The organism is Pseudonocardia kongjuensis (assembly GCF_039526905.1).
GTDB lineage: Bacteria > Actinomycetota > Actinomycetes > Mycobacteriales > Pseudonocardiaceae > Pseudonocardia > Pseudonocardia kongjuensis.
Genome location: NZ_BAAAJK010000006.1, coordinates 289376 through 313256, shown reverse-complemented (window position 1 = coordinate 313256; position 23881 = coordinate 289376). Strand labels below are relative to the sequence as shown.

25 protein-coding genes are annotated in these 23881 nt (G+C 74.6%); 16 read left to right on the top strand and 9 right to left on the bottom strand.

Features of this window, described 5'->3' with window-relative positions:
• Nucleotides 1-58: 58 nt before the first annotated feature.
• From ABD160_RS09095 to ABD160_RS09075, 5 genes are all read left to right on the top strand, one after another.
• Nucleotides 59-562, top strand: a complete 504-nt coding sequence (locus ABD160_RS09095) for a Rieske (2Fe-2S) protein (RefSeq protein WP_344020401.1) — start codon at nt 59-61, stop codon at nt 560-562.
• Nucleotides 559-1662, top strand: a complete 1104-nt coding sequence (locus ABD160_RS09090) for an amidohydrolase family protein (RefSeq protein WP_344020399.1) — start codon at nt 559-561, stop codon at nt 1660-1662. The genes ABD160_RS09095 and ABD160_RS09090 overlap by 4 nt, the downstream gene beginning before the upstream one ends.
• Complete coding sequence (locus tag ABD160_RS09085; RefSeq protein ID WP_344020396.1) at nt 1659-2696, top strand: amidohydrolase family protein; 1038 nt, start codon at nt 1659-1661, stop codon at nt 2694-2696. Before ABD160_RS09090 ends, ABD160_RS09085 begins: the two co-directional genes overlap by 4 nt.
• Complete coding sequence (locus ABD160_RS09080; protein ID WP_344020394.1) at nt 2693-3580, top strand: alpha/beta fold hydrolase; 888 nt, start codon at nt 2693-2695, stop codon at nt 3578-3580. Before ABD160_RS09085 ends, ABD160_RS09080 begins: the two co-directional genes overlap by 4 nt.
• 95 nt (nt 3581-3675) lie before the next feature.
• Nucleotides 3676-4722, top strand: coding sequence for an ABC transporter substrate-binding protein (locus tag ABD160_RS09075; protein WP_344020392.1), 1047 nt, complete (start codon nt 3676-3678; stop codon nt 4720-4722).
• Between the two features lie 57 nt (nt 4723-4779).
• Here ABD160_RS09075 and ABD160_RS09070 read toward each other — a convergent pair whose 3' ends face one another.
• Nucleotides 4780-5397 (bottom strand): hypothetical protein, encoded by a 618-nt coding sequence (locus ABD160_RS09070; RefSeq protein ID WP_344020390.1) that lies wholly within the window; start codon nt 5395-5397, stop codon nt 4780-4782.
• A gap of 149 nt (nt 5398-5546) precedes the next feature.
• Here ABD160_RS09070 and ABD160_RS09065 point away from each other — a divergent pair, with 149 nt between their 5' ends.
• A complete protein-coding gene (locus tag ABD160_RS09065) occupies nt 5547-6809 on the top strand; it encodes a methyltransferase domain-containing protein (protein ID WP_344020388.1) in 1263 nt (420 codons plus the stop codon).
• A gap of 259 nt (nt 6810-7068) precedes the next feature.
• Here the strand turns inward: ABD160_RS09065 and ABD160_RS09060 are convergent, their stop codons facing one another.
• From ABD160_RS09060 to ABD160_RS09045, 4 genes are all read right to left on the bottom strand, one after another.
• Complete coding sequence (locus ABD160_RS09060) at nt 7069-7503, bottom strand: nitroreductase family deazaflavin-dependent oxidoreductase (RefSeq protein WP_344020386.1); 435 nt, start codon at nt 7501-7503, stop codon at nt 7069-7071.
• A gap of 39 nt (nt 7504-7542) precedes the next feature.
• Entirely contained in the window at nt 7543-8523 is a 981-nt protein-coding gene (locus ABD160_RS09055) for an ABC transporter substrate-binding protein (protein WP_344020384.1), read from the bottom strand.
• Between the two features lie 93 nt (nt 8524-8616).
• Complete coding sequence (locus ABD160_RS09050) at nt 8617-10728, bottom strand: RecQ family ATP-dependent DNA helicase (RefSeq protein ID WP_344020382.1); 2112 nt, start codon at nt 10726-10728, stop codon at nt 8617-8619.
• A 34-nt stretch (nt 10729-10762) separates the two neighbouring features.
• The gene (locus ABD160_RS09045; protein ID WP_344020380.1) at nt 10763-11578 is read right to left on the bottom strand and encodes a TetR/AcrR family transcriptional regulator; all 816 of its coding nucleotides are present in this window, start codon (nt 11576-11578) and stop codon (nt 10763-10765) included.
• Nucleotides 11579-11680: 102 nt separating this feature from the next.
• Here ABD160_RS09045 and ABD160_RS09040 point away from each other — a divergent pair, with 102 nt between their 5' ends.
• The 6 genes from ABD160_RS09040 (at nt 11681) to ABD160_RS09015 (ending at nt 17729) form a co-directional block, all read left to right on the top strand.
• A complete protein-coding gene (locus tag ABD160_RS09040) occupies nt 11681-12658 on the top strand; it encodes an ATP-binding cassette domain-containing protein (protein ID WP_344020378.1) in 978 nt (325 codons plus the stop codon).
• Complete coding sequence (locus ABD160_RS09035; protein ID WP_344020375.1) at nt 12655-13458, top strand: ABC transporter permease; 804 nt, start codon at nt 12655-12657, stop codon at nt 13456-13458. The genes ABD160_RS09040 and ABD160_RS09035 overlap by 4 nt, the downstream gene beginning before the upstream one ends.
• 80 nt (nt 13459-13538) lie before the next feature.
• On the top strand, nt 13539-14423 hold the full coding sequence (locus ABD160_RS09030; RefSeq protein ID WP_344020373.1) for an AAA family ATPase: 885 nt from the start codon (nt 13539-13541) through the stop codon (nt 14421-14423).
• 155 nt (nt 14424-14578) lie between these two features.
• Nucleotides 14579-15490 carry a serine protease gene (locus ABD160_RS09025; RefSeq protein ID WP_344020371.1) on the top strand — a complete coding sequence of 304 codons (912 nt, stop codon included), beginning with the start codon at nt 14579-14581 and terminating at the stop codon, nt 15488-15490.
• A gap of 113 nt (nt 15491-15603) precedes the next feature.
• Entirely contained in the window at nt 15604-17040 is a 1437-nt protein-coding gene (locus ABD160_RS09020) for a VWA domain-containing protein (RefSeq protein ID WP_344020369.1), read from the top strand.
• A 74-nt stretch (nt 17041-17114) separates the two neighbouring features.
• On the top strand, nt 17115-17729 hold the full coding sequence (locus ABD160_RS09015; protein WP_344020367.1) for a DUF4232 domain-containing protein: 615 nt from the start codon (nt 17115-17117) through the stop codon (nt 17727-17729).
• 4 nt (nt 17730-17733) lie between these two features.
• On the opposite strand, the gene ABD160_RS09010 is transcribed toward ABD160_RS09015, so the two are convergent.
• Together ABD160_RS09010 and ABD160_RS09005 are read right to left on the bottom strand one after the other, a co-directional pair.
• Nucleotides 17734-18309, bottom strand: coding sequence for a hypothetical protein (locus tag ABD160_RS09010; protein WP_344020365.1), 576 nt, complete (start codon nt 18307-18309; stop codon nt 17734-17736).
• A gap of 336 nt (nt 18310-18645) precedes the next feature.
• Nucleotides 18646-19248, bottom strand: a complete 603-nt coding sequence (locus tag ABD160_RS09005) for a hypothetical protein (protein WP_344020363.1) — start codon at nt 19246-19248, stop codon at nt 18646-18648.
• A 75-nt stretch (nt 19249-19323) separates the two neighbouring features.
• Between ABD160_RS09005 and ABD160_RS09000 the strand changes: the two genes are divergently transcribed.
• Together ABD160_RS09000 and ABD160_RS08995 are read left to right on the top strand one after the other, a co-directional pair.
• Nucleotides 19324-20364 (top strand): iron-siderophore ABC transporter substrate-binding protein, encoded by a 1041-nt coding sequence (locus tag ABD160_RS09000; RefSeq protein ID WP_344020361.1) that lies wholly within the window; start codon nt 19324-19326, stop codon nt 20362-20364.
• Nucleotides 20365-20500: 136 nt separating this feature from the next.
• On the top strand, nt 20501-20875 hold the full coding sequence (locus tag ABD160_RS08995) for a hypothetical protein (RefSeq protein ID WP_344020359.1): 375 nt from the start codon (nt 20501-20503) through the stop codon (nt 20873-20875).
• An 80-nt stretch (nt 20876-20955) separates the two neighbouring features.
• Here ABD160_RS08995 and ABD160_RS08990 read toward each other — a convergent pair whose 3' ends face one another.
• Nucleotides 20956-21618: a DUF998 domain-containing protein gene (locus ABD160_RS08990; protein ID WP_344020357.1), complete on the bottom strand. Its 663-nt coding sequence runs from the start codon at nt 21616-21618 to the stop codon at nt 20956-20958.
• A 62-nt stretch (nt 21619-21680) separates the two neighbouring features.
• Here ABD160_RS08990 and ABD160_RS08985 point away from each other — a divergent pair, with 62 nt between their 5' ends.
• Together ABD160_RS08985 and nadD are read left to right on the top strand one after the other, a co-directional pair.
• Nucleotides 21681-22313 (top strand): alpha-ketoglutarate-dependent dioxygenase AlkB, encoded by a 633-nt coding sequence (locus ABD160_RS08985; protein ID WP_344020355.1) that lies wholly within the window; start codon nt 21681-21683, stop codon nt 22311-22313.
• Between the two features lie 9 nt (nt 22314-22322).
• Nucleotides 22323-22916 carry a nicotinate-nucleotide adenylyltransferase gene (gene nadD / locus ABD160_RS08980; protein WP_344020353.1) on the top strand — a complete coding sequence of 198 codons (594 nt, stop codon included), beginning with the start codon at nt 22323-22325 and terminating at the stop codon, nt 22914-22916.
• Nucleotides 22917-22983: 67 nt separating this feature from the next.
• On the opposite strand, the gene ABD160_RS08975 is transcribed toward nadD, so the two are convergent.
• Nucleotides 22984-23751, bottom strand: coding sequence for a tyrosine-type recombinase/integrase (locus ABD160_RS08975; protein ID WP_344020351.1), 768 nt, complete (start codon nt 23749-23751; stop codon nt 22984-22986).
• Nucleotides 23752-23881 lie beyond the last annotated feature (130 nt).

The following is a 23881-nucleotide window of genomic DNA, read 5'->3' as shown; positions in this document are numbered from 1 at the left end:
CCCGGCATCCCAACTCTTTCTTTCCGGCCCGGGTGACCTGCGACATAGCGTCGGGGGCATGCGGATCGTGGTGGCCCGGGTGGACGACTTCGCCCCCGGCGAACGGAAGATCGTCACCCGCGGACGGCGCTCGATCGGCGTCTTCCGGGTCGGCGACCGGTTCTACGCACTCAACAACCACTGCCCGCACCTGGGCGGCCCGCTGTGCCGGGGCCGCACCCAGGCGTGGGTCCGGTCGAGCATGCCGGGGCGCTACGAGCGCGACGACGAGCACGCCCTGATCGCCTGCCCCTGGCACGGCTGGGAGTACGACCTGGCGACCGGCCAGTCGTTCCTCGGCCCGGGGGAGCCGCCCGCCCGCAGCTACGAGGTGAGCGTCGAGCCCGCCGGCGACGACTGTGCCGGTGCCACCGATCCGGCGCCCGGCGAGCGGCGGCCCGGCCCGTTCGTCGCGGAGACCTTCGACGTGACCGTGGAGCGGTTCGGCTCGGGCGATCACGTCGTCGTCGACACCACGCCGCGACCCGCCCGCACCGTGCCGAGCCCGGGGGAGAGCCCGTGACCACCGCACCCGAGGCGCCGGCGGCACCGCCCCGCCGGCGCACCACCTTCACCATCGTCGACACCGACATCCACCCGACCTGCCCGCCGGCCGAGCTGCTGCGCCGGCTGGACCCGGCCGCCCGGCGCCGCTACGAGCTGTTCGGCAGCCGGGTCCCCGCCCCGCCGGACGTCTACCCGCGGGTCCGCAACTCCGGCTACCGGTTGGACGCCTGGCCGGACGGTGCCTTCCCGGGCAGCGACCTGCAGCTCGTCCGCGACCAGCTGCTGGACGAGTTCGACATCGACCACGGCGTGCTCATCCCGCTGCAGTCGCACAGCTGGGGCGCCGAGACGCCGGACTTCGCCGCCTCGCTGTGCCGGGCGCTCAACGACTGGGTGGCCGAGTGCTGGCTGGACCGCGAGCCGCGGCTGCGGTCGTCGATCGCGGTGTCGCTGGAGTCGCCGGACCTGGCCGCCGCGGAGATCCGCAGGCGGGCCGGCGATCCGCGGTTCTGCCAGGTGCTGCTGGCCACCGGCGGCGAGTCCGGGTTCGGCAGGCGCCGGTACTGGCCGATCTACGCGGCGGCCGCCGAGGCCGGCCTGCCGGTCGCCGCGCACACCGGCGGACTGGAGCAGCACCGCGGCGCCGGCTGGCCCTCGTTCTACCTCGAGGAGCACGTCTGGAACGGCAACATGATGGGCGCGCTGGTCACCAGCCTGCTCTGCGAGGGCGTGCTCACCGAGTTCCCCGAGCTGCAGGTGGTCTGCGTGGAGGGCGGACTGGCCTGGGCGGCGCCGCTCATGTGGTCGCTCGACGACGGCTGGGCCGCGCTGCGCGAGGACGTCCCGCACCTGGACCGGCCGCCGTCGGAGATCCTGCGCGAGCACCTGTGGTTCACCACGCAGCCGATCGAGGAGCCGCGCGACCCGGCCGACCTGGCCACCGTCGTCCGGCATCTCGGGCTGGGCGAGAGGATCATGTTCGCCTCGGACTACCCGCACTGGGACTTCGACTCGCCGACGGCGGCGCCGCGGCTGTTCCCGTCCGACCTGCGCGAGTCGATCATGGGATCGAACGCCTGCCGGCTCTACGGCCTGCCCGAGCGGGTGACGTCGTGAGCGTGACCGTGGGGTCGGAGAGAGTCGACACCGACGTCCACTGTGTCCCGTCCGCGCTGGCCGAGCTGGTCGCGCACATGGACCCGTACTGGCGCGACTACACCACCGACGGCGGGGTGTCGCTGTCGCCGACCCAGGGCGGCGCCTACCCGCCCGGCGTCGGCCCCGGCGGGCGGCCGCTGTCCGACGTCGGCGAGCTGGACGAGCGGGTGCTCACCCCGGACGGCACCGGCACCGCGATCCTCACCTGCACCAGCACCTTCCAGACCAACCGCAACCCGTACTACGAGGCGGCGCTCTGCCGCGCGGTCAACGACTGGCTGCTGGAGCGCTGGCAGGCCCACGACCCGCGGCTGCGGGTGGCGATGGTGGTGCCGACCCTCGACGTCGACGCGGCGGTCGCCGAGATCGGCCGGATCGGCGCCCGATCCGAGGTCGTCACGGTGCTGCTGCCGGTGCGCAACGACACCCGCTGGGGGCACGTCCGGAACCGGCCGGTGCTGCGCGCCGCCGCCGAGCACGGTCTCGTCGTCACCCTGCACGCCTGGGGCCGCGCCGGGCAGGCGCCGACGTCGAGCGGGATGACCCACAGCTACCTGGAGGACTACCTGGCGAACGGGCACGTCGTCGGGCAGGGCCAGCTGGTGAGCCTGGTGACCGAGGGCGTGTTCGCCGAGCTCCCCGGGCTGCGGGTGACCGTCGCCGAGTGCGGCTCGACCTGGCTGCCACCCCTGCTGTGGCGGTTCGACAAGGACTGGAAGGGCGTCTGGCGGGAGGTGCCGTGGGTGGACCGGCCGCCGTCGGAGATCGTCCGCGAGCACGTCCGGTTCACCACCGCGCCGATCCACCTGCCGGCCGATCCGGTGCAGGCCCGGGAGGCGGTCGACCTGCTCGGCCCGGAGCTGCTGATGCACGCGGGGGACCACCCGCACGACCACGGCCCGGGTGCCGACCGGCTGGCCGCGGTGCTGGACGACGACGAGTCGGCCGCGGTGCGCGGCGGGACGGCCGCCGCCTGGTACCGGCTCGGGTGAGCGGGATCGGGCTGCCCGGCCGTCCGCGGGACGTCCCGGCGCCGTCCGGTGCGACGGTGCGGGTCCGGCAGGCGGGGGAGGGACCGCCGGTGCTGCTGCTGCACGGATGGCCGCAGACGTCGGTGATGTGGCACCGGATCGCCCCCGGCCTGCTCGACGGCCGCACCCTGGTGCTGGCCGACCTGCCCGGCTACGGCGACAGCACGCTCCCGCCCGGCGCGGACGTCGCCGTGTCCGGCAAACGGACGATGGCCGCGGATCTGGTCGCGGTGATGGCCGCGCTCGGGCACGACCGGTTCGCCGTCGTCGGGCACGACCGGGGTGCCCGCTGCGGGTACCGGATGGCGCTGGATCATCCGGGCACCGTGAGCGCCCTGGCCGTGCTGGACATCCTGCCGACGGCCGACGTGCTGGCCCGGGCCGACGCCCGGTTCGCCCGCGGGGCGTTCCACTGGTTCCTGCTGTCGCAGCCCGCCGACCTGGCGGAGCGGCTGGTCGCCGCGGAGCCGGAGGCGATCCTCGGCCGCGGGCTGGCGGAGGTCTGCGACCCGGCGGCGCTCACCGCGTACGCCGCCGCCTGGGCGCGTCCCGAGGTGGTGCACGGGATGTGCCAGGACTACCGGGCGGGATTCGACGTCGACGCCGCCGACGACGAGGCCGATCGCGGCCGGCGCACGATCACCGCGCCGACGCTCGTCCTGTGGGGGCGGCGCGGGCCGCTCGGCCGGTCCCCGGACGTCCTGGACGGCTGGCGGGTCTGGGCGCCGGACGCCACCGGGCGGGCCCTGGACGCCGGGCACCTGCTGGCCGAGGAGGCCCCCGGCGAGGTGCTCGCCGAGCTGGTCGCGTTCCTGCCACGCAGTATCAATATCATTGATATATAGCAGGCGGATCGTCTATTTCCGCCGTCCCCGCCGTCCTTCCTAGCGTTGTGGCCGGGGACCGCCACGGATCGCAACGACGCGAGGAGACGTGAGCCATGACCACCACGACCACCCGGAGTGCCCGTCGCATCGGCCGGACCTGCGCCGCCGCGCTGGCCGCCTGCGCGGTGCTCGCCGCCTGCGGCGGGAACGGCGAGAGCGGCGGCGAGCCGGTCACCTTCCTCAACGTGCTGCCGCTGGAGAGCCTGTCGTTCGCCCCCGAGATGATCGCCGACACCCGCGGCCTGTTCGAGGCGCGCGGCCTGGACGTCACGTTCGAGGCCACCCAGGGTTCGGCGCCCGCGATCCAGACGGTGCTCTCCGGCGGCGCCGAGCTGACCCGGATCGGCGACATCGAGACGATGATAGCCGCCGGTGAGCGCGACGCCCCGCTGCTCGCGTTCGGCGAGCCGATCCACACCGGCACCATCCGGATGATCTCCACCGAGGCCGCCCCGATCACCCGGGCCGAGCAGTTCCGCGGCCGGCTCGTCGGAACCCCGTCCGAGGGCGGGACCAGCTCGATCACCCTGGACCTGGTCGCCGGCTCCGCCGGGGTCCCGCCGGAGGAGGTGCCCCGCCAGGTCGTCGGGCTGAGCCCCGGCGTGTTCGATCTCCTCACCTCCGGCCGGGTGGACGCCTACATCGTCTCGCTGGACACCTCGGTGCTCCTCGACCGCACCCGGCCCGAGGCCGTCGTCTACGACCCGAACCAGGACGTCGACGCCGGCGCCCAGATGTACGTCACCTCCGCCGAGCAGATGGCCGACCCGCAGACCCGCGACCGGCTGGAGCGCTACGCCGCCGCCGTCGAGGAGGCCATGCAGTTCATCATCGACGACGAGGCGAACGGGTTCGCCGAGACGATGCGGCTGATCGGCTCGGAGTACGAGGTCCCGGCGCTGGCCGATCCGGAGGTGGCGACGGCCGCGCTGTCCGCCTACGTCGACGCCTACACCTCGGGGGAGACGCTGCTCGGCGTCTCGCCGGAGCGCTGGCAGGCGGCCTACGACGAGATCGTCGGGATCGGGCAGCTGCCGCCCGGCCTCGACCCGGGTGCGTGGCTCGACACCACCCTCACCCCCGCCGCCCCCACCCCCTGACCGTCGGCCCCCGCGGGGTGGGCCGGGGCGGTGCGGGAGCGTGCCCGGCTGCGGGGGTCAGTGCCGGGCCCGCCGCCGGGCCTCGGCGATCTCGGCCTCGGTGAGCAGCGGCAACCAGGCCGGCTCCCGCGTCGAACCGACCAGGTTCTGCCGCAGACGCATCATCAGCAGCGGACCGCCGTCGGCGACGATGCGGAGGTAGGGGCGCGGATCGGCCGCGCCGAGCGGGCTCCAGCCACGCAGCAGGACCACGTCCCCCGGCCCGATCCGGCTGCGGTGCAGCACATCGGCCCGGTCGCGCTCGGCATGCTCGGTGAGCGTCCCGGTCCCGGCGAGCACCACCGACGCCGTGCAGCCCAGGTAGTAGCGCTGCTCGCGCCGCGGAACCGCAGCCACCGCGCCCCGGGTCACGAAGCTGACCTCGGTCGGTTCGAACGGCGACGCCAGATGCCGGGCCGCCGCGAGCCCGCTCAGCCGGAGCGCGACGTCCGCGATCACCGGGCGGCGCAGCGACGCGACCGCGACGGTGCCACCGTCCCCGGCCGGCTCCGCCGGGAGCGCCACCGCCTCGGCGGCCAGCGCGCGCAGCTCGTCGTCACCGACGGTCCCGGGCAGCACGACGTGCCGGCGGCCGAACAGCGAGCCGGCAACCGGATGTGTGGAGGGGCAGGTCATCGGTGCTCCTCGTCGAGCGGGACGGTGACGACGCCGAGCCTAGGAGCACCGCGCGGTGCGCGGGAGCCGCTGCTGACGGGGTCCGGCTACGTCGTTCGTCCCGGGGCGGGATTTGTCCTGCGGACGGACTACCCGCAAGGATGCGCGGCATGCGGACGGCGGAGGACGCCCGGGCCCGGCTGGTGGCCGACCTGGAGCGCGACGGCCGGGTGCACAGCCCGCGGATCCGGGCCGCCCTGCAGGCCGTGCCCCGGCACCTGTTCCTGCCCGGCAGCGACCCGCTCGACGCCTACGCCGACGAGGCCGTGCCGATCAAGACGGCCGACGGCGTCACCGTCAGCTCGGTGTCGCAGCCGTCGATGGTGGCGATCATGCTGGAACAGCTGGACGCCGCACCCGGCCACCGCGTCCTCGAGATCGGTGCCGGAGCGGGCTGGAACGCCGGGCTGCTCGCGCACATCGTCGGCTGCCGCGGGGCGGTGACCACGGTCGACATCGACGAGGACCTCGTCGAGGGTGCGCGCGCCCACCTGCTCGCGGCCGGTCTCGACGAGGTCGAGGTGGTCACCGCCGACGGCGCCGACGGGTACCCGCCGTCGGCTCCCTACGACCGGATCGAGCTGACCGTCGGCTCCACCGGCATCCGCCCGGAGTGGGTGCTGCAGCTGACCCCGACCGGGCGGCTGCTGCTCCCGCTGACCGTGCGCGGCAGCCAGCTGTCGGTGGCGTTCGCACGGACCGGTCCGCACCGGCTCGCGTCGGTGTCGGTGCGCAGCTGCGCGTTCGTCCGGCTCCGCGGTGCGGGCGCCGACCCGGGCGCCGACACCGTGCTGCCCGGGTCCGGCTGGACGGTGCAGCACTCCGGCAACGGCGCACCGGACCCCGATCCGGGCGTGCTCGAACGTGCACTGCGCGACCTCGGGACCGATCACCCGTCGCCGACGCCGGGATCGGTGTCGGATCTCTGGGACGGCCTCGGCCTGTGGTGCGCGCTCGCCGAGCCCGCGGTCGTCCGGCTGCTGGGACCGGCCCGCGGGCGGCTCGCCGACGCGCTGTTCCCGCTGGCCGGGGGCCGGGCGGGGCTCGGCGTCAGCGCCGGCGAGGGATGCGCGTTGCTGCTCGCCGAACCCGCCGCGACGATCCGGTCGTTCGGCCCCGGTGGTGCCGCTGCCGCCGACCGGCTGGCCGAGCTGGCGGCCGGCTGGATCGCGGCCGGCCGGCCGCACGCCGCCGACCTGCGGATCGACGCGGTCGTCCCGGGTGCGGAGGACGACCTGCCGGCCGGGGAGCCACTCACCGACTCGGCCGGGACGCTGCTGTACCCGAGCTGGGGGCCGCGGCCCGACGAGCGCACCCCGCCCGGGCGGTCGCGGGCCACCGGGGACGCGCCGGCGGACGGGCCCGCGGGCTGACCGCAGGGTCGCCCGCCACCCGAACCCGGCCGGCGCTGTTCGGGACCACGCCGTGTCGCGTCCGGGGCGTGGTGTCGCACCCCGCGCTCGGCGGCGCACCCCACCGCTTCGCTTCCCGCACCCCGCGCTCGGCGGCGCACCCCACCGCTTCGCTTCCCGCACCCCGCGCTCGGCGCCGCACCCCGGCGCTTCGCTTCCCGCACCCCGCCCTCGGCGCCGCACCGGGTGGAAGGGGTGCGCGCTCGCACCCGGGGTGCGGTCAGTCCTTCGGCTCGAGGTGCACCAGCGGGATCTCCCGCTCGGTGCTGCGCTGGTAGCCGGCGTAGTTGCGGTACTTCCCGGTGATCGTCGGCCAGAGCTCGGCCCGCTCCTCGGGGGAGGCGACCCGGGCGTGCATCGGCACCCGCGGACCCCCCTGCACCGCGACCTCGACGTCGGGGTTCGCCCGCAGGTTCAGGAACCAGGCCGGGTGCTTGTCGTCCCCGCCGCGGGAGGCGACGACGACGTAGCGTCCGTCGCCGTGCACGGGCGCGGTCAGCAGCACGGTGCGCGGCTCGCCGGTCCGCCGGCCGGTGGTGGTGAGCTCCACGACCGGCATGCCCATCGTCGAGTAGCCGACCTTGCCACCGGTGAGCTTGATCAGCAGGCGGTGACCGGCGTTCATCGCCTTCAGCGCGAAGTCCGGAGGGTTCATGCGGTCGAGCCTACTCGCGGGTAGGACATCGGGTCCCGATCAGCCGGCGACCTTCTCCAGGGCCGGCCGGAGCTGGTCGAGCAGCCACCCGGCCGAGACCGGGTTCGGCGCCTGCAGCGCCACGGCCGTGTCGAGGTCGATCGGGACGTAGTTGCCCTCCTGCACCGCGCGAACCCGCTGCACCAGCTCGTTCCCCTCGAACGTCGCCCGGTCGTCGGCACCGGCGAAGGTCATGATGAGCAGATCGGCGTCGGAGAGCCGGCCGACCTCCTCGTAGGACACGCCGACGGTGCCGGGCGCGAGATCGTCGGAGGCGGGAGCGTCCTTGAACGACGGCGGGACGTCCAGGCCCAGCGCCCGCATGAACACCGTCGACTGGTTCTGCTCACCGACGACCATCGGCAGGATCTCGCCGCGCGCCTGGCCGTACAGGTAGGTCTTCCCGGCGAGCCCGGGGAGCTGGTCGCGGACCTCGGCGAGCTGCCCCTCGGCGGTGGCGATCAGCTCCTCGACCTTCTCCTCCTCGCCGATCGCGCGGCCGACCTGGCGGGCGTCGTCCTGCATGGAGGCGGCATAGAGGCCCTCGGCCGGGGCGACGACCGGGGCGATCGCGGAGAGCTGGTCGTAGGTCGCCCGGTCGGCGACCTGCCACGCGGACACCGCGAGGATCACGTCCGGATCGAAGGTGGCGATCTGCTCGGCCGAGATCGTGGGGGTCTCGCCGCTGATCGACAGCACCTCCGCGGGCAGTGGATCGAGATACGGCAGCACCGGGCCGGACCCGCTCACGTTCTGCACGGCTCCGACGATCGGGGCGTCCACCGCCTGGGCCACGGCCAGGTCGTTGGCGCCGAGCGCGACGATGCGCTGCGGCTTCTCGGGGATCGTCGTCTCGCCGAAGGCGTGCGTGATCGTCACCGGGAACCGGCCGTCGGCGGGGTCCGCCGACGCACCGTCCTCGGACGCGGGGGAGCTGCACCCGGCGAGCACGACCGCGGCCGACAGCAGGGTGGCGACCACGGGGAACCGCCTGAGCGGCAATGACTTCATGAGGTGTCCCTTCGGTAAGGCGAGGCAAACCTCTACTCGCCCGAGGGGATTGTCAATAGTCGATCAGCCGGCGACCGCAAGTGTCATCGGGAGCACAGCGGGCGCACCTGCCCGGCGGACGGCGCGGGCCGCCACGGTCATCGTCCATCCGGAGTCGACGAGATCGTCGACGAGCAGCAGCGGACCGTCCACACCGGACAGGTCGGGCAGCGCGCCGGTGTCGAGCGCCGACCACACCGCGGCGAGCCGCTGGGCGGAGTTCTCCTTCGGGCCCGGCCGCTCCCCGGCCGGCGGCAGCGACCCGAGCAGCGGCAGCCGGCCGATCTCGGCGATCCGCCGCGCCAGGTGGTCGAGCTGGTGCGGCCGGGTCCGCGAGCCGATCCCGACCACGCCGACCGGGCGCTGCTCCCACTCCCACCCGGCCAGCACCCGGACCACCGCGTCGAGCACGTCGGCCGGCACCGGCTCGTCCGGCCCGGCGAGCAGCTCGCGCAGCCGGGTGCCCCAGCCGATGTCGGACAGCCGCCCGACCGCCCGCCCGGGCCCGGCCTGCTCGCCGGCCGCGATCCGGCCGGACAGGGGAACGTCGAGTTCCTTCATCCCGGACGGCCACATCCGGCGCGGCGCGATCTCGATCCCGGGGCGGGTCAGCCGCTCGGCCGCCGCCTGCTCGCCGTCGGCCGGCACGTCGTCCGACCACACCGTGCCGGTGCAGGTGTCGCAGCGCCCGCACGGCGTCGGATCCGGGTCGTCGAGCTGGCGGCGCAGGAAGACCAGCCGGCACTCGGACGTCGCGATGTAGTCGAGCATCGCCTGCTGCTCGGCCCGGCGGGCCTCGTTCACCCGCTGGTGCCGCTCGGTGTCGTACACCCACGGCTCGCCGGTGGCGATCCAGCCGCCCTTCACCCGCTTCGCCGCGCCGTCGGCGTCGAGCACCTTGAGCAGCATCTCCAGCCGGGTGCGGGACAGGTCCACCCGGGTCTCGATGGACGCCGTCGACTGCGGGTGGTCGGACAGCACGTCGAGGGTCTGGCGGACCAGCGGCTCCGCCGGGAACGCCAGGGACGCGAAGTACGCCCAGATGTCGCGGTCCTCCCGGCCCGGGAGCAGCACCACCTCGGCCCGCTCCAGCGCGCGCCCGGCGCGGCCGATCTGCTGGTAGTAGGCGACCGGTGAGGCCGGCGCGCCCAGGTGCACGACGAACCCGAGATCGGGCTTGTCGAAGCCCATGCCGAGCGCGGATGTCGCCACCAGCGCCTTCACCCGGTTCTCCTGCAGGTCGGACTCGGCGGTCAGCCGGTCCTCCGGATCGGTCTTCCCGGAGTAGGAGCGCACCGCGAACCCGCGCTCGCGCAGGAACTCGGCGACCTCGTCGGCGGCCTGCACGGTGAGCGTGTAGACGATCCCGGCGCCGGGCAGCTCGTCGAGCTTCGCGGCCAGCCAGGCCAGCCGCCGCGCCGGGGTGGGCAGCGACACGACGGCCAGCCGCAGCGACTCGCGGTCCAGCGAGCCGCGCAGCACCAGCGTGTCCTGCTGGTCGCGGCCCATCCCGAGCTGCTCGGAGACGTCGGTGACCACCCGGTCGTTCGCGGTCGCCGTCGTCGCCAGGACCGGGATGCCGGGCGGCAGCTCCGCGATCAGCGTGCGCAGCCGCCGGTAGTCCGGCCGGAAGTCGTGCCCCCAGTCGGACACGCAGTGCGCCTCGTCGACCACCAGCATCCCGGCGCTCGCCGCCAGCTTCGGCAGCACCCGGTCCCGGAAGTCGGGGTTGTTCAGCCGCTCCGGGCTGACCAGCAGCACGTCGACGTCGCCCGCCGCGATGTCGGCGTACACCGCGTCCCACTCGTCGGCGTTCGCCGAGTTCACCGTGACCGCGACGATCCCGGACCGGATCGCCGCGTCGATCTGGTTGCGCATCAGCGCGAGCAGCGGCGAGACGATCACCGTCGGCCCGGCGCCCTGCTCGCGCAGCAGCGCCGTGGCCACGAAGTAGACCGCCGACTTGCCCCAGCCGGTGCGCTGCACGACGAGTGCCCGGCGGTGCTGCGCGACGAGCGCGGAGATCGCCGTCCACTGGTCCTCGCGCAGCCGGGCGCCCGGGCCGGCCAGCTGCCCGAGCACCTCCTCCGCCCGCGCCCGCAGCGCGGCGTCCCCCTCAGCCGTCATGCCCGCCATGCTGCACCCACCCCCCGACAGTTCCGCGCGCGCGTCACCGGGCGCCGCGGCGTCCCAGGTACGCCTCGACGCCGTCGAGCACGATCGTGAGCCCGAAGTCGACGTCGGTGTCCGGGTCGGCGGCGGCGAACCCGCCCCCGCCGCCGGCCAGCGCCTCGGTCAGGTGCGGGTAGTCGGCCGGCTCGGCGAGATGGCGCAGCACGGCCTCGAAGTCGTTCAGCGGGTTCGCCGCCGCCAGCTCGTCCGGGGTGAGCCCGCCGACCGGGGCGTCGGCCGGGAGCCCGCGGGCCCGCCGGGCCCCGGCCGCCGCCGCCCGCCCGGCCTCCACCTGCACCCGGCCCTCGGCGAGCACGTGCTGCGCCAGCAGGCCGATGATCGCCAGCTTCTCCGCGGCGGGCAGGTCGATCCCGCGCAGCACCCCGAACGCCTCGTCCAGCCAGCGCACCCGGTTCGGCCCGGGCTGCACGGTGGCCAGCGGCAGATCGAGGAACCAGGGCCGGGCGAGCACCGCCTCGATCTGGGTGAGCGTCCAGGCGTGCAGACCGGACCGCCAGTCACCGGCGTGCGCGGGCATCGCCAGGTCCGCGGCGATGTGGTCGGCGAGCAGGGCCAGCAGCTCGTCCTTGCTCTCCACGTGCCGGTAGAGGGCCATCGCCGAGTAGCCCAGCGCGTCACCGACCCGGGCCATGGACACCGCCGCGAGCCCCTCGGCGTCGGCGATCGCGGCGGCGGCCCGCACGATCGCGTCCACGCTCAGCGCCGGCTTCGGGCCCCGCCGCGGCCGCTGCGCGCGGCCCCACAGCCTGCGCAGCGTCGGCGGGAGGCCGGGATCAGGTTCGTGCTCGCCCATGCCGCCCATCCTCCCGTCCCGATCCGGCGGGACGCCGACGGTGTCCGCGGTAAGCAGTTGATGCTATAAACAGTTTGTACCGTAATCAGAAGGGGGACGGCGATGACCGGAACGGATCTCCTCGTGCAGGCCACCGGCCTGCGCAAGAGCTACCGCTCGGTGCGGGTGCTGGACGGCGTCGGCGTGGAGCTCGGCCGCGGCGAGGTGCTCGCCCTGCTCGGCCCGAACGGCGCCGGGAAGACCACCACCGTGCGCATCCTCAGCACGCTGGCCCGCCCGGACGGCGGGACCGCCCGGGTCGCCGGGTTCGACGTGGTGTCCGAGGCCCGCCGGGTGCGCGAGGTCATCGGCCTCACCGGCCAGTACGCGGCCGTCGACGGGAAGCTGACCGGCCGGGAGAACCTGACGATGATGGCCCGGCTGGCGCACCTGCCGCGGCGCGCCGTGCGCCCCCGGGTGGACGAGCTGCTCGACGCCTTCGACCTGGCCGCCGCGGCCGACCGCAGGCTGGACACCTACTCCGGCGGGATGCGCCGCCGGCTCGACCTGGCCGCCGGCCTGGTCCGGCGCCCCCGGGTGCTGTTCCTCGACGAGCCGACCACCGGCCTCGACCCGCGCAGCCGCCGCGGCATGTGGGAGGTGATCGAGCGGGTCGTCGCCGACGGCGCCGGCCTGTTCCTCACCACCCAGTACCTGGAGGAGGCGGACCGGCTCGCCGACCGGGTCGCGATGATCGACTCCGGCCGGGTGGTCGCCGAGGGCACCCCGGCCCAGCTCAAGCGCCGGGTCGGCGACGCGGGCGTCGAGCTCACCTTCGCCGCCGGCCCGGAGGCGACCAGGGTGGCCGCGGCGCTGGGCCTGCCGGTCCCGGGCTCGCGGACGCTGCGGGTGCCCACCGACGGCTCGGTCGGGCACGTGCGGCAGGTGCTCGCCGGCGTCGAACGGACGGGTGCCGTGCCCGAGCAGTGGCAGGTCAGGGCGCCCAGCCTGGACGACGCGTTCCTCGCCCTGACCGGCCGGGCGGCCGGTGGCGATCGCGGGGCCGCGGCGGCCGGTGGCGACCGGGGAGCCGCGGCGTGAGCGCCCCGGTGCAGGCGCGGTGGACGCGGTTCGGCCCGGACACCGCGACCATGACCGGGCGGGCGCTGCGGCTGGCGGGCCGCGATCCCGACGAACTCCTGGTCGCGCTGATCATGCCGACCCTGATCATGCTGATGTTCGTCTACGTCTTCGGCGGCGCGATGGAGGTCGGCACCGACTACCTGACCTACGCCACCCCCGGCGTGATCCTGCTGTGCGCCGGTTTCGGGGCGTCGAACACGGCGATCGCGGTCACCCAGGACATGGCCGACGGGATCATGGACCGGTTCCGGTCGATGCCGGTCGCGAGCGCGACGGTGCTGGCCGGGCACGTGCTGGCGAGCGTGGCGCGCAACCTGGTCACGACGGCCATCGTGCTCGGCGTGGCGACCCTGATCGGCTTCCGGGCCGACGCCGGCATCGCCGCCGGGCTGGGCGCGGTGGGCGTCGTCACCGCCTACATCCTCGCCATCACCTGCGTGTCGGTGTTCGTCGGCGTCGTGGTGCGCACACCCGCCGCGGCCGGCGGATTCGGATTCGTGATGCTCTTCCTGCCCTACGTCTCCAGCGCGTTCGTCCCGCCGGAGACGATGCCCGGCTGGCTGCGCGGGTTCGCCGAGGTCCAGCCGGTGACCCCGGTGATCGAGTCGGTCCGCGGGCTGCTGGTGGGCATGGGGTCCGACGGCGCCCCGGCCGTGGGGCTGGGTTCGACGGTGGCGGTCGCGCTGGCCTGGTGCGCCGGCGCGGCCGTGCTGTTCCTGGCGGCGGCGTCCTGGGCGTTCGCCCGGCGCAGCCGGTGAGCCCGCCGCGGGGTGACCCGGGTCACCCCGCGGCGGGGAGGGGGCGGCGCCGCGTCCGGGAGCAGGGCAGGATGATCGCCGTGACCCCACGCGACGCGACCCACCAGCCCGCGTTCGGTTCGGTGGCCGACGTGGTGGAGCGGCTCGGGGACGCCGGCTACCTGGCGTCCACGGCGGTCGCGACCACGGTGTTCCTGGCCGACCGGCTCGGGAAGCCGCTGCTGGTGGAGGGTCCGGCCGGGGTCGGCAAGACCGAGCTGGCGAAGGCGGTGGCGGCGGCGACCGATGCCGGGCTGGTGCGGCTGCAGTGCTACGAGGGCATCGACGAGGCCCGCGCGCTCTACGAGTGGAACCACGCCAAGCAGCTGCTGCGGATCACCGCCAGCCGCGGCGCGGAGGGCTGGGACACCACCCGCGACGACGTGTTCTCCGAGGAGTTCCTGCTGCCGCGCCCGCTGCTCACCGCGATCCGCCGCACCGACCCGACGGTGCTGCTGGTCGACGAGATCGACAAGGCCGACGTCGAGGTGGAGGGCCTGCTGCTGGAGGTGCTGTCGGACTTCCAGGTCTCCATCCCCGAGCTCGGGACGGTCACGGCGAACCGGCGGCCGTTCGTGCTGCTCACCTCCAACTCCACCCGCGAGCTGTCCGAGGCGCTCAAGCGGCGCTGCCTGTTCCTGCACCTGGACTTCCCGGACGCCGACCTGGAGCGCCGGATCGTGCTCACCCGGGTCCCGGAGCTGACCGAGCAGCTCACCGACGCGCTGGTCCGCACGGTGCGGGTGCTGCGCGCGATGGAGCTGCGCAAGGTCCCCAGCGTCGCGGAGACCATCGACTGGGGCCGCACGCTGCTCGCGCTCGGCCTGGACACCCTCGACGACGACGCCGTGCGGGCCACCCTGGGCGTCGTGCTCAAGCACCGTTCGGACGCCGACAAGGCGGCCGCCGAGCTGCGACTGAACTGACCTGGACGGACGGTTACCATCCGCCGTCCGGCCGAACAAGAGGGCCGCTCGATGGAGTGAAGATCGGTGATCCGGCGGTACGTCGCGTAACCACGGGGCGCCGCGCCAGTTGAGCCGGGTGACCCGACCGTGACGAACCCGGAGGCCCGACGCCGATGACCGCCGTGCCGGAGCGCGACCGCACCACCCGGGCAGCCCGCCCGGCCCGACCGGCCCGCGGTCACCTCGCCCGGACCGGCGCGGCGGCGGCGGCCGTGCTGGCGCTCGTCGTCGCGGCCGCCGGGACCGCGTCCGCCCAGGAGGGGCCCGGGTTCGCGACGCCGGACGAGGCGACCGTCGTGCCCGGCGTGATGACCTACACCGCGGGCGAGGCGCAGTGCACCGCGAACTTCGTGTTCACCGACGGCGCGGACGTCTTCCTCGGGCAGGCCGCGCACTGCGCGGGCACCGGCGCCACCACCGAGATCGACGGCTGCGAGACCGGCTCGCTGCCGCTCGGGACACCGGTCGAGATCGAGGGCGCGGAGCACCCGGGCACGCTGGCCTACTCGTCCTGGCTGACCATGCAGGAGACCGGCGAGACCGATCCGGACGCCTGCCGCTACAACGACTTCGCGCTGGTCCGGATCGACCCGGCCGACATCGGCCGGACCAACCCGACCATGCCGTTCTACGGCGGCCCGACCGGCGTCGACCCGGACGGCACCCGGGCCGGCGATCCCGTCTTCGGCTACGGCAACTCCTCGCTGCGCCAGGGGATCACCGCGCTGCGGCCGAAGACCGGCGTCTCGCTCGGCACCACCGGCGGCGGCTGGACGCACCAGGTCGGCACGGTGCTGCCGGGCATCCCGGGCGACTCCGGCTCGGGCTACCTCTCCGGTGACGGCACCGCGCTCGGCGTGCTGTCCACGCTGAACCTCGCCCCGGTCGCGGGCGCCAACGGGGTGTCCGACCTGCGCAGCGCGCTCGACCACGCGAACGGCCCCGGCGGCTTCGGCGGTGCGCTGCGGCTGGTCACCGGCGAGCTGCCGTTCACCCCGAACCCGGTGCCGGTGGACCTCGGCTGAGGGGTGGAGGACCCCGCGGTGTGGGACCGCGGTGAACGACGACGTCCCGGCCGTCGCTCGGCGGCACGGCCGGGACGTCGCGAAATGTCGGTCCCCTCGCGCATGATGGGTCGGTGACCGCACCGCCGACGTCCGGCCCCGAGCACGGCCTGCCCGGGCATCTCGTCGACTTCGTGTCCGCGCTGCGCCGGCACCACGTCGCCGTCGGGCCGGGGGAGACGGTCGACGCCGCACGCGTGCTCGGCGCGCTCGACCTGCTGCACCGCGACCAGCTCCGCGCGGGGCTCGCCGCGGCGCTGCTGCGCCGGTCCGGCCAGCGCGACACCTTCGACGCGCTGTTCGACCTGTGGTTCCCGCCCGCGCTCGGCGCCGGGGTGTCCGAGGTCGACGTGCCCCGCACCGACGACGCGACCGGCGACGGCACCGGCCCGGTCGACGTCGACGCGCTGCGCGAGATCCTCGCCGATCTGCTCCGCGACGGCGACGAGGAGACCCTGCGCGAGCTGGCCCGCGCGGCGGTCGAGGCGATCGGCACGTCCGGCGCCGCGGGCCAGGGCGTGCGCGGGCAGGCCGCACAGCCCAACTGGTCGGCCTACCAGGCGCTGAACGCACTCTCCCCGGACACGCTGCTCGCCCGGATCCTGGACGGGCTGCGCCACGAGGAGGACACCGACTTCGTCTCCGAGGTCCGCCGCCGCGAGATCCGGGACCGGATCGCCCGGTTCCGGGACATGGTGCGCGACGAGGTGCGCCGCCGGACGGCCGAGCAGCGTGGCCGCGAGCAGGTCGCCCGCTCGGCGACCCCGAAGCAGCCGGACCGGGTCGACTTCCTCACCGCGAACACCGCCCAGCTCGCCGAGCTGCGCCGCACCGTGCATCCGCTCGCCCGGCGGCTCGCGTCCCGGCTGTCCGCCCGGCGCCGCCGGGCCCACCGCGGCCGGCTGGACCTGCGGCGGACGCTGCGGCGGTCGATGTCGACCGGCGGGGTGCCGATGGAGCCCGCGTACCGCACCCGCCGGCCGGGGCGGCCCGAGCTGGTCGTGCTGTGTGACGTGTCCGGGTCCGTCGCCGGCTTCAGCCACTTCACGTTGCTGCTGGTCCAGGCGTTGCGCGAGCAGTTCTCCAAGGTGCGGGTGTTCGCGTTCGTGGAGCGCACCGACGAGGTGACGCACCTGTTCGAGCCGGGCGCGGAGCTGGGCGGGGTGATGGCGCGGGTGCTGCGCGAGGCCCGGCTGACCGCGTTCGACGGGCACTCCGACTACGGCAGCGCGTTCGGTGACTTCGTCGAGCACTACGCCGCGGTGATCACCCCGAAGACGTCGCTCCTGGTGCTCGGCGACGGCCGGACCAACTACCGCGATCCGAACCTGCGCGGCCTGGCGATGATGACCGGCCGGGCCCGGCACGCGCACTGGCTGAACCCGGAGCCGCAGCGGATGTGGGGCACCGGGGACTCCGCGGCGAAGAAGTACGCCGAGGTGCTGCCGATGCACGAGTGCCGCACCGCGACCCAGCTCGCCGACGTCGTGGAGGGGCTGCTCCCGGTCTGAGCGCCGCCACCCGGCCGGGTGGACCGGGCGGCGCCCGGATGCGGGCGAGCGGTCCACGGCGCAAGGGTGTCCCCATGAGGATCACCCGGGTGCCGTTCGCGGTGGCGTCCTGCGCGGCCGGCCTGCTGCTCGCCGGCTGCGGCGGCGACGGCTGGCCCTCGGCGGCCGGGCCGGTCGCCACCCCGTCGGCGCCGGCGTCGGCGTCCGCGACGCCTGCTCCGGCGACCGGCACCGCCACCGGGACACCCGCGCCGACCGGCGGGAACGAGGACGGGACCGGCCGGTGCACCGACGCCGAGCTGGACGCCGCGGTCGGCGCCACGACCGGGGAGGCCGGTCAGCGGCACACCACGGTCGTCTGGACCAACACCTCGTCGCGGTCCTGCACGACGAGCGGGTTCGGCGGCGCCGACCTGCGCGGTCCGGACGACCCGACCTTCGGCCCGTCGTACTCGCTGCCGCGTTCCGCGGAGCAGCCCGCCCCGGTGCGGCTGGAGCCCGGCGGCACCGCGCACACCGTGATCACCTGGCTGCCGGGCGGCGACTGGACGCCCACCGAGCTGGTCGTGACACCGCCGGACGAGACGACGTCGTCGGTGCTGCGCTGGCCGGGTGCAGCGGTGCAGCGGCAGGACGGCGCGACCCGGCCGGGCAGCTACATCGGGCCGGTGACCGCCGGGGCCGGCTGACCGGTCAGGGCCAGGGCCGCCACGGCGTGCCGGTGCCCTCGAACCGCGGCACGACGTGCCGGCGGTCCGCGATCCGGTGCAGCGTGTACGCCGACCAGGTGCGCCGGGCCAGCGCGGCCAGCACCAGCACGATCAGCCCGGCCGTGACCGGGCCGAGCCAGGGCAGCGATCCGCTCGCGTTCGCCACGGCGACGACCAGCGGGCCGAGCAGGGCGAACGTCGCCCCGGTGAGCTGCGGCAACCGGGCGTCGGCCTGCACGTCGACGGCGACGAGCCTGCGCTGCTCGGCGTCCGGCGTGCCCCCGGAGCGCAGCACCGCCCGGGCGGTGGCCCGGTCGGTGGCCAGCCCCATGTCCGGGCCGCGGGCGGGCGCGACCCGGGCCGGGGTGCGGGAGGCGTACAGCCACAGCAGCACGACGCCGACCGCGCTCAGCACCCCGCCGGCGACGACACCGGCCAGCAGGTACTCGGCCCGGGACAGCACGTCGGTGGCGACCGAGAACACGACGCAGAACCAGGCGACGCCGGCCAGCGCGGCCGCCTTCCCGGCGACGACCGCCCGGGTGGACGGTGGGCGCACCGTCGGCCAGGGCCCGGCCGGGGTGACGTGGCCGGTACCGGGCTCCCCGGCCGCCGGCCCGGTACGGGTCCCGTGGTCGGGCCCGTCGGCGGCCGCGGATCCGGCTGCGGGACCGGCACCGGCCGCAGTTCCGGGTCCGGCCTTGCTGCCGGGTCCGGGTCCGGGTCCAAGGCCGGGCCCGGGCCCGGGGTCGGCAGTCGGGTAGCTCGGGAGGACCGGCCGGTCGGCGACGGCGGGGGAGCGGGGGCCGGCAGGTCGGGGAGCCCGGTCACCGGCGTCCGGAGCGCGCATGGCGGCGACGCTACCCGCGGGTCACCCCGGGCCGTCCCGACGGTCTCAGCCGGCTCGGTGGGTGTGCACGTCGGCCCGCCGAACGGCGTGGTCGAGGATCTCCGGCATGGTCCCGGCCCGCCGGGCGGCAGCGGGCAGACGGCTGCCCGACACGGCGGCGGCGACGAACCCGACGAACCCGATCGCGATCACCACGGGGCCGAGGAACGTGATCGCGTCGGGATCGGTCCGCACCGCGAGGAGCGCGAGCTGGAATCCCACGACGGTGCCGAAGAAGGGCACCTGCCCCACGCCGATCGACCAGGTGGCGACGGCCACGGCGGCGTGCCGTCGGCCGGCGGCGTCCAGCTCGCGTCCGTCGAGGAGTGCCCGCCGTGCCGCCCGGCGGTCCCGCCACCGGGAGGCCCGCAGCACCTCCGGGTTCGCGACGCGGCCGGGCCAGCCGCCGGACAACCGCCACGTCGCGACGGCGGACGCGAGCAGCAGTACCAGGCCGGACGCCCACGCGATCCACTGCCAGGCCGCGAGCCCGTCCACCGCCAGGAGGGCCGTCAACGTCACGACACCGGCCGCGAGCAGGGCGACACCGCGCTGGAACCAGCGCATCTCCGGGGTCAGCGGGGTCAGCACGGGCCACGTCGTGTCCATCGCCACGACCGTATCCGATCCGGTTCCCCCGGTAGCGAGGTTAGGCTCGCCTTCCCCGTCAGAAAGAGGATCTCCGTGCCCGTCGCAGTACCGCAGTCCACCGTCACCCGCCGTGGGGTGCTGGCCGGAGCCGCCGGCCTGTTCCTGCTCACCGCCTGCGGGGGGAACGACCGCCCGGCCGACACCACCGCTGCCGGCACCGGCGGCTTCCCGGTGACGATCCCGCACGCCCTGGGCGAGACGGTGGTCCCCGAACGCCCGCAGCGCGTCGTCACGCTGAGCGCGGCGAACGCCGACGTCGCGCTGGCGCTCGGCGTGGTGCCGGTGGCGATCCCGCGGACCGTCTACGGCGGTGACGCCGAGGGAGTGCTGCCCTGGGTGCGCGACGCGATCGAGGCGTCCGGTGGAGAGTTCCCGCAGGTCATCGGCACCGACGATCTCGCGGCGATCCCGCTGGAGCAGGTCGCCGCGGCCCGGCCGGACCTGATCCTCGCGACCTACTCGGGTCTGACCCCCGCCGAGTACGAGCAACTGTCGTCGATCGCGCCGACCGTCGCCTACCCGGACGCGCCCTACTCCACCGGCTGGCAGGACCAGACCCGGATCGCGGGTGACGCGCTCGGCGAACCGGAGCGGGCCCGGGAGCTGATCGACGAGACGCAGGCGCTCCTCGGCGGGGCGGTCGAGCGGTTCCCGCAGCTGGCGGGCCGGACCTTCGTCTACTCGGGCGGGATGGACGCCGGTTCGCTCGGCGTGTTCCGGGCCGGCGACGTGCGGGTCCAGCTCGTCACCGACATGGGACTCGTGCTCGCGCCCTACGTCGAGGAGAACGCCCCCGGCGGCGACGAGGTCTACTACACGGTGAGCCCGGAGCTGGTGTCCGGCGTCGAGTCGGACCTGCTCATCGCGTTCTTCGCGACGCCGGAGGAGGAGCAGGCGTTCCGGGACACCCCGGGCGTCGACCTGATCCCGGCGATGGCGGCCGGCGGTTTCGCGCCGGTGGTCGGCGCCGACCGGGTGGTCGCGAGCTCCGCGCCGTCGGTGCTGTCGATCCCCTGGGTCCTGGACTCCTACCTGCCGATCCTCGGCGAGGCCGCGACGCGGGCCACCTCCTGACGATGCGCCGCCGCCGACCTGCGACGACCTCGGAGCGTGACGCGATCGGGTGACGCTCCGTTGCGGCCGCACGCAGCCCTCGTTACCCCGGCAAGACCGTTTGCGACGGTCTGTCGATCAACAAGGAGGTTGTGAGATGCGGAAGTCCGTTCGCGGCGCGATCGTCGGCGCGGCCCTGCTCCCCCTGGCCGTCGCAGGCCCCGGAATGGCCTTCGCCGGCTCCACCGGCTACGAGGAGTCCTCCGGCAAGGACCACTCGAAGCACGAGGACCACGGCAAGGACCACGGCAAGGACGGTGACCACGAGCACGGTCACCACAAGCACGACAAGAAGCACGACAAGAAGCACGACAAGAAGCACGACAAGAAGCACGACAAGAAGCACAAGCACGAGCACGGCCACGAGAAGGACGAGAAGAAGGAGTCCCCGGTCCCCGAGCCGCTGGCCGGCGTGCTCGAGCTGATCACCGGTGCGACCGGCGGGGAGATGGCTGCCGGTCCGGTCGGCTGAGCCGACCGCCCCGGTGGGCGGGCCGGTTCCGGATACGAGGGGGCCTCCGGACCGGCCCGTTCGCCTGTCCGGGACCGGCCTCAGCTCGCCGGCGCCGGGTCCGACGACGGCGGGTCGCGCAGCACGGTGTCGCCCTTGACGAACCAGGCGACGCCGAACGCCAGGATCGCGACGGCCTCCAGCCAGAACAGCGTGTTCCAGCGCGCGGCGAGCGCGTCCGGCAGGAGCGCGGCGTCGAGCGCCGCCAGCACCAGGCAGGCGATGATCGTCGCGCCGCAGATCCGGTAGACCCGGTTGCGGGCGGCCTTGCGCGGGTTGTGCACGTCGCCGCGGGTGAACAGGTCCAGGCAGAACACGGCGAGCCCGACGAAGAAGATCGCCGCCGCCACCAGGTGCAGCCATCCGACGACGGTCCCGGCCGTCGTCGCACCCGTCTCCGGGCTGGTCGGCAGCAGTGCGACCGCGATCGCGGCGGTCCCGGTGACGTTCGCCAGCAGCCGGTCCGGCCGGTCGTAGCGGTAGCAGTAGAGGAAGACGCCGATCGCGCACATGCTGCCGACGAACACGTCGCGCACCGGGGAGTACCAGTACCGGCTGATCGAGTCGCGCAGTCCGTCGCCGCCGAGCGCCAGATCCCCGATGACCAGTACGAACGGCAGCCCGATCCCGATCACGCCGACCGCCCGCCGGAGCCCGAGGTAGGACAGGACGGCGCCCTCGGCGCGCGGAGTCGGCGACGTCATGACGAAGATCGTCCCAGGCGAGAGGCTCGAACTTCTGTTCGATCCGAGGTAGGCTCCGTCGGGTGGACGCGTGCTGGCAGGGATCGCTGTTCGCCGAGGTCGGGGCGGAGCCGGCGCCGGTGTTCCGGCACGAGCTGGCGCACGGTGCGTGGGTGGACGTCGCACCCGGCTGGGTCCCCGGGCCGGACGCGCTGTTCGACCACCTGCGCAGGTCGGTGCCGTTCCGCGGGCACCGCCGCCGGATGTACGACCGGATGGTCGACGAGCCGCGGCTGACCCACCGCTGGACACCGGACATGCCGGACGGGCCGCCGGTGCGGCTGCGGGACATGGCCGCCGAGCTGGGGGAGCGGTACGGCGTCCGGTTCACCCAGATCGGCGTGAACCTCTACCGGGACGGGGCGGACGGCGTCGCGTGGCACGGCGACCGGGTCGCGCGGGAGCGGCCCGAGGCCGTCGTCGCGCTGGTGTCGCTGGGGGCGACCCGGCCGCTGCGGCTGCGGCCCACCGGGGGCGGGGCGTCGGTGTCGTTCCCGCTGGCGTCGGGCGACCTGCTGGTGATGGGCGGCACCTGCCAGCGCACCTGGCAGCACAGCGTGCCGAAGATGGCGGTGTCCGGGCCGCGGATCAGCGTGCAGTTCCGGCACCTGTATCCGGGCGCACCGGGGCTGCACCAGGCCGGGGGAGCGACATAGTCTGCGGCGATGCAGCGCAAGATCGGGGTGATGGGCGGGACGTTCGATCCCATCCACCACGGCCACCTCGTGGCGGCCAGCGAGGTGGCCGACCGGTTCGCCCTCGACGAAGTGATCTTCGTGCCGACCGGGGAGCCGTGGCAGAAGTCCGACCGCGACGTCTCACCCGCCGAGGACCGCTACCTGATGACGGTCGTGGCGACGGCGTCGAACCCGCGCTTCACGGTCAGCCGCGTCGACATCGACCGGCACGGCCCCACCTACACCGCGGACACCCTGGCCGACCTGCACGCCGCGATGCCCGAGGCGAAGCTGTTCTTCATCACCGGCGCCGACGCGCTCCAGCAGATCCTGTCCTGGCACAAGATCGACGAGCTGTTCTCGCACGCCCACTTCGTCGGCGTGACGAGGCCGGGCTACGAGCTCGCCGACGGGCACCTGCCGCAGGGGTCGGTGACGACCGTCGAGGTGCCGGCCATGGCGATCTCGTCGAGCGACTGCCGGGCGCGCGTGGCCGCGGGGCGGCCGGTCTGGTACCTGGTGCCGGACGGGGTCGTCCAGTACATCTCCAAGCGCAGCCTCTACCTGAATCCGGGCCGCTGAGCTGCGGCTTCTCTGGGCGGCACCCCCGTCGGTACAAATCCGGTACAAGATCACCTGACTCGGACGGTCAGCGGAGACCGGTGCGGTCCAGGGCATCCGGCCACTCGTGCGCGTAGGTGTTCAGCGTGATCATTGGCGAGCTGTGTCCCAGGGCGAGTTGCACCGTCTTGACCGACGCCCCGCTGTAGATCAGCAGGGTCGCGAAGTAGTGCCGAAGGCCGTGCAGCCCGAACCCCTGGGGGAGGCGTGCCCGGCGCACGGCCGAGCGCCACACCGTCGACCAGTTCGAACGGTGCAGCGGCAGCCCGTTGCCCGTGACGAACAGCAGCCGGGCCGGCCGCACAACGACGTTGCGCGGGTCGGTCCGGTCCTCGATGTCGAAAGCGGCCGGCGGGTAGGTGGCGATGTGGTCGCGCAGTGCTTCCGCCACGATCTCCGGCAGCTCGACCGTGCGGCGGCTCGACCGTGACTTCAGCTCGCCCAGGTAAGCGGGAGCGCCGACCATCCGCTTCATCTGGCGGACGACCCGGATCTCTCCGGCGTCGAGGTCGACGTCGTCCAGCTCCAGGCCGAAGATCTCGCCGCCCCGCAGGCCGCACCCGGCCGCGACGTAGGGGACCGCGCGGTAGCGCTCCGCGATCAGCGAGGCCAGGGCGTGGACCTTCTCCGGGCCGGGGATGAAGTATTCGCGCTTGTCGATCTCCGGCAGCCGGACCCCGGAGCACGGTGACGTGGCGATGACCCGGTCGGACACCGCGGCCCCGAACAGCGATCGCAGATAGCTGAACACCAGGTGCACCGTCGACGGTGCGAGAACGGTCGAGGTCTCCTTCACCCACGGGTCACGGTGGCCGACGCCGCCACCGTCTGACCGCAGCGGCAGGGCGCGCTGTGTCTAGATTCTCCTCTCGGTAGTCAAGGCGGCGCCTCTGGCGCCGCGCGGGCCGCTAGTCGTGTGCGTCGCA

Bases quoted from the DNA above. Each gene is read 5' to 3' on its own strand.
- ABD160_RS09095 (WP_344020401.1), top strand. From the start codon at position 59: ATGCGGATCGTGGTGGCCCGGGTGGACGACTTCGCCCCCGGCGAACGG.
- ABD160_RS09075 (WP_344020392.1), top strand. From the start codon at position 3,676: ATGACCACCACGACCACCCGGAGTGCCCGTCGCATCGGCCGGACCTGC.
- ABD160_RS09070 (WP_344020390.1), bottom strand. From the start codon at position 5,397: ATGACCTGCCCCTCCACACATCCGGTTGCCGGCTCGCTGTTCGGCCGC.
- ABD160_RS09065 (WP_344020388.1), top strand. From the start codon at position 5,547: ATGCGGACGGCGGAGGACGCCCGGGCCCGGCTGGTGGCCGACCTGGAG.
- ABD160_RS09060 (WP_344020386.1), bottom strand. From the start codon at position 7,503: ATGAACCCTCCGGACTTCGCGCTGAAGGCGATGAACGCCGGTCACCGC.
- ABD160_RS09050 (WP_344020382.1), bottom strand. From the start codon at position 10,728: ATGGCGGGCATGACGGCTGAGGGGGACGCCGCGCTGCGGGCGCGGGCG.
- ABD160_RS09045 (WP_344020380.1), bottom strand. From the start codon at position 11,578: ATGGGCGAGCACGAACCTGATCCCGGCCTCCCGCCGACGCTGCGCAGG.
- ABD160_RS09040 (WP_344020378.1), top strand. From the start codon at position 11,681: ATGACCGGAACGGATCTCCTCGTGCAGGCCACCGGCCTGCGCAAGAGC.
- ABD160_RS09025 (WP_344020371.1), top strand. From the start codon at position 14,579: ATGACCGCCGTGCCGGAGCGCGACCGCACCACCCGGGCAGCCCGCCCG.
- ABD160_RS09015 (WP_344020367.1), top strand. From the start codon at position 17,115: ATGAGGATCACCCGGGTGCCGTTCGCGGTGGCGTCCTGCGCGGCCGGC.
- ABD160_RS09005 (WP_344020363.1), bottom strand. From the start codon at position 19,248: ATGGACACGACGTGGCCCGTGCTGACCCCGCTGACCCCGGAGATGCGC.
- ABD160_RS08995 (WP_344020359.1), top strand. From the start codon at position 20,501: ATGCGGAAGTCCGTTCGCGGCGCGATCGTCGGCGCGGCCCTGCTCCCC.
- ABD160_RS08990 (WP_344020357.1), bottom strand. From the start codon at position 21,618: ATGACGTCGCCGACTCCGCGCGCCGAGGGCGCCGTCCTGTCCTACCTC.
- nadD (WP_344020353.1), top strand. From the start codon at position 22,323: ATGCAGCGCAAGATCGGGGTGATGGGCGGGACGTTCGATCCCATCCAC.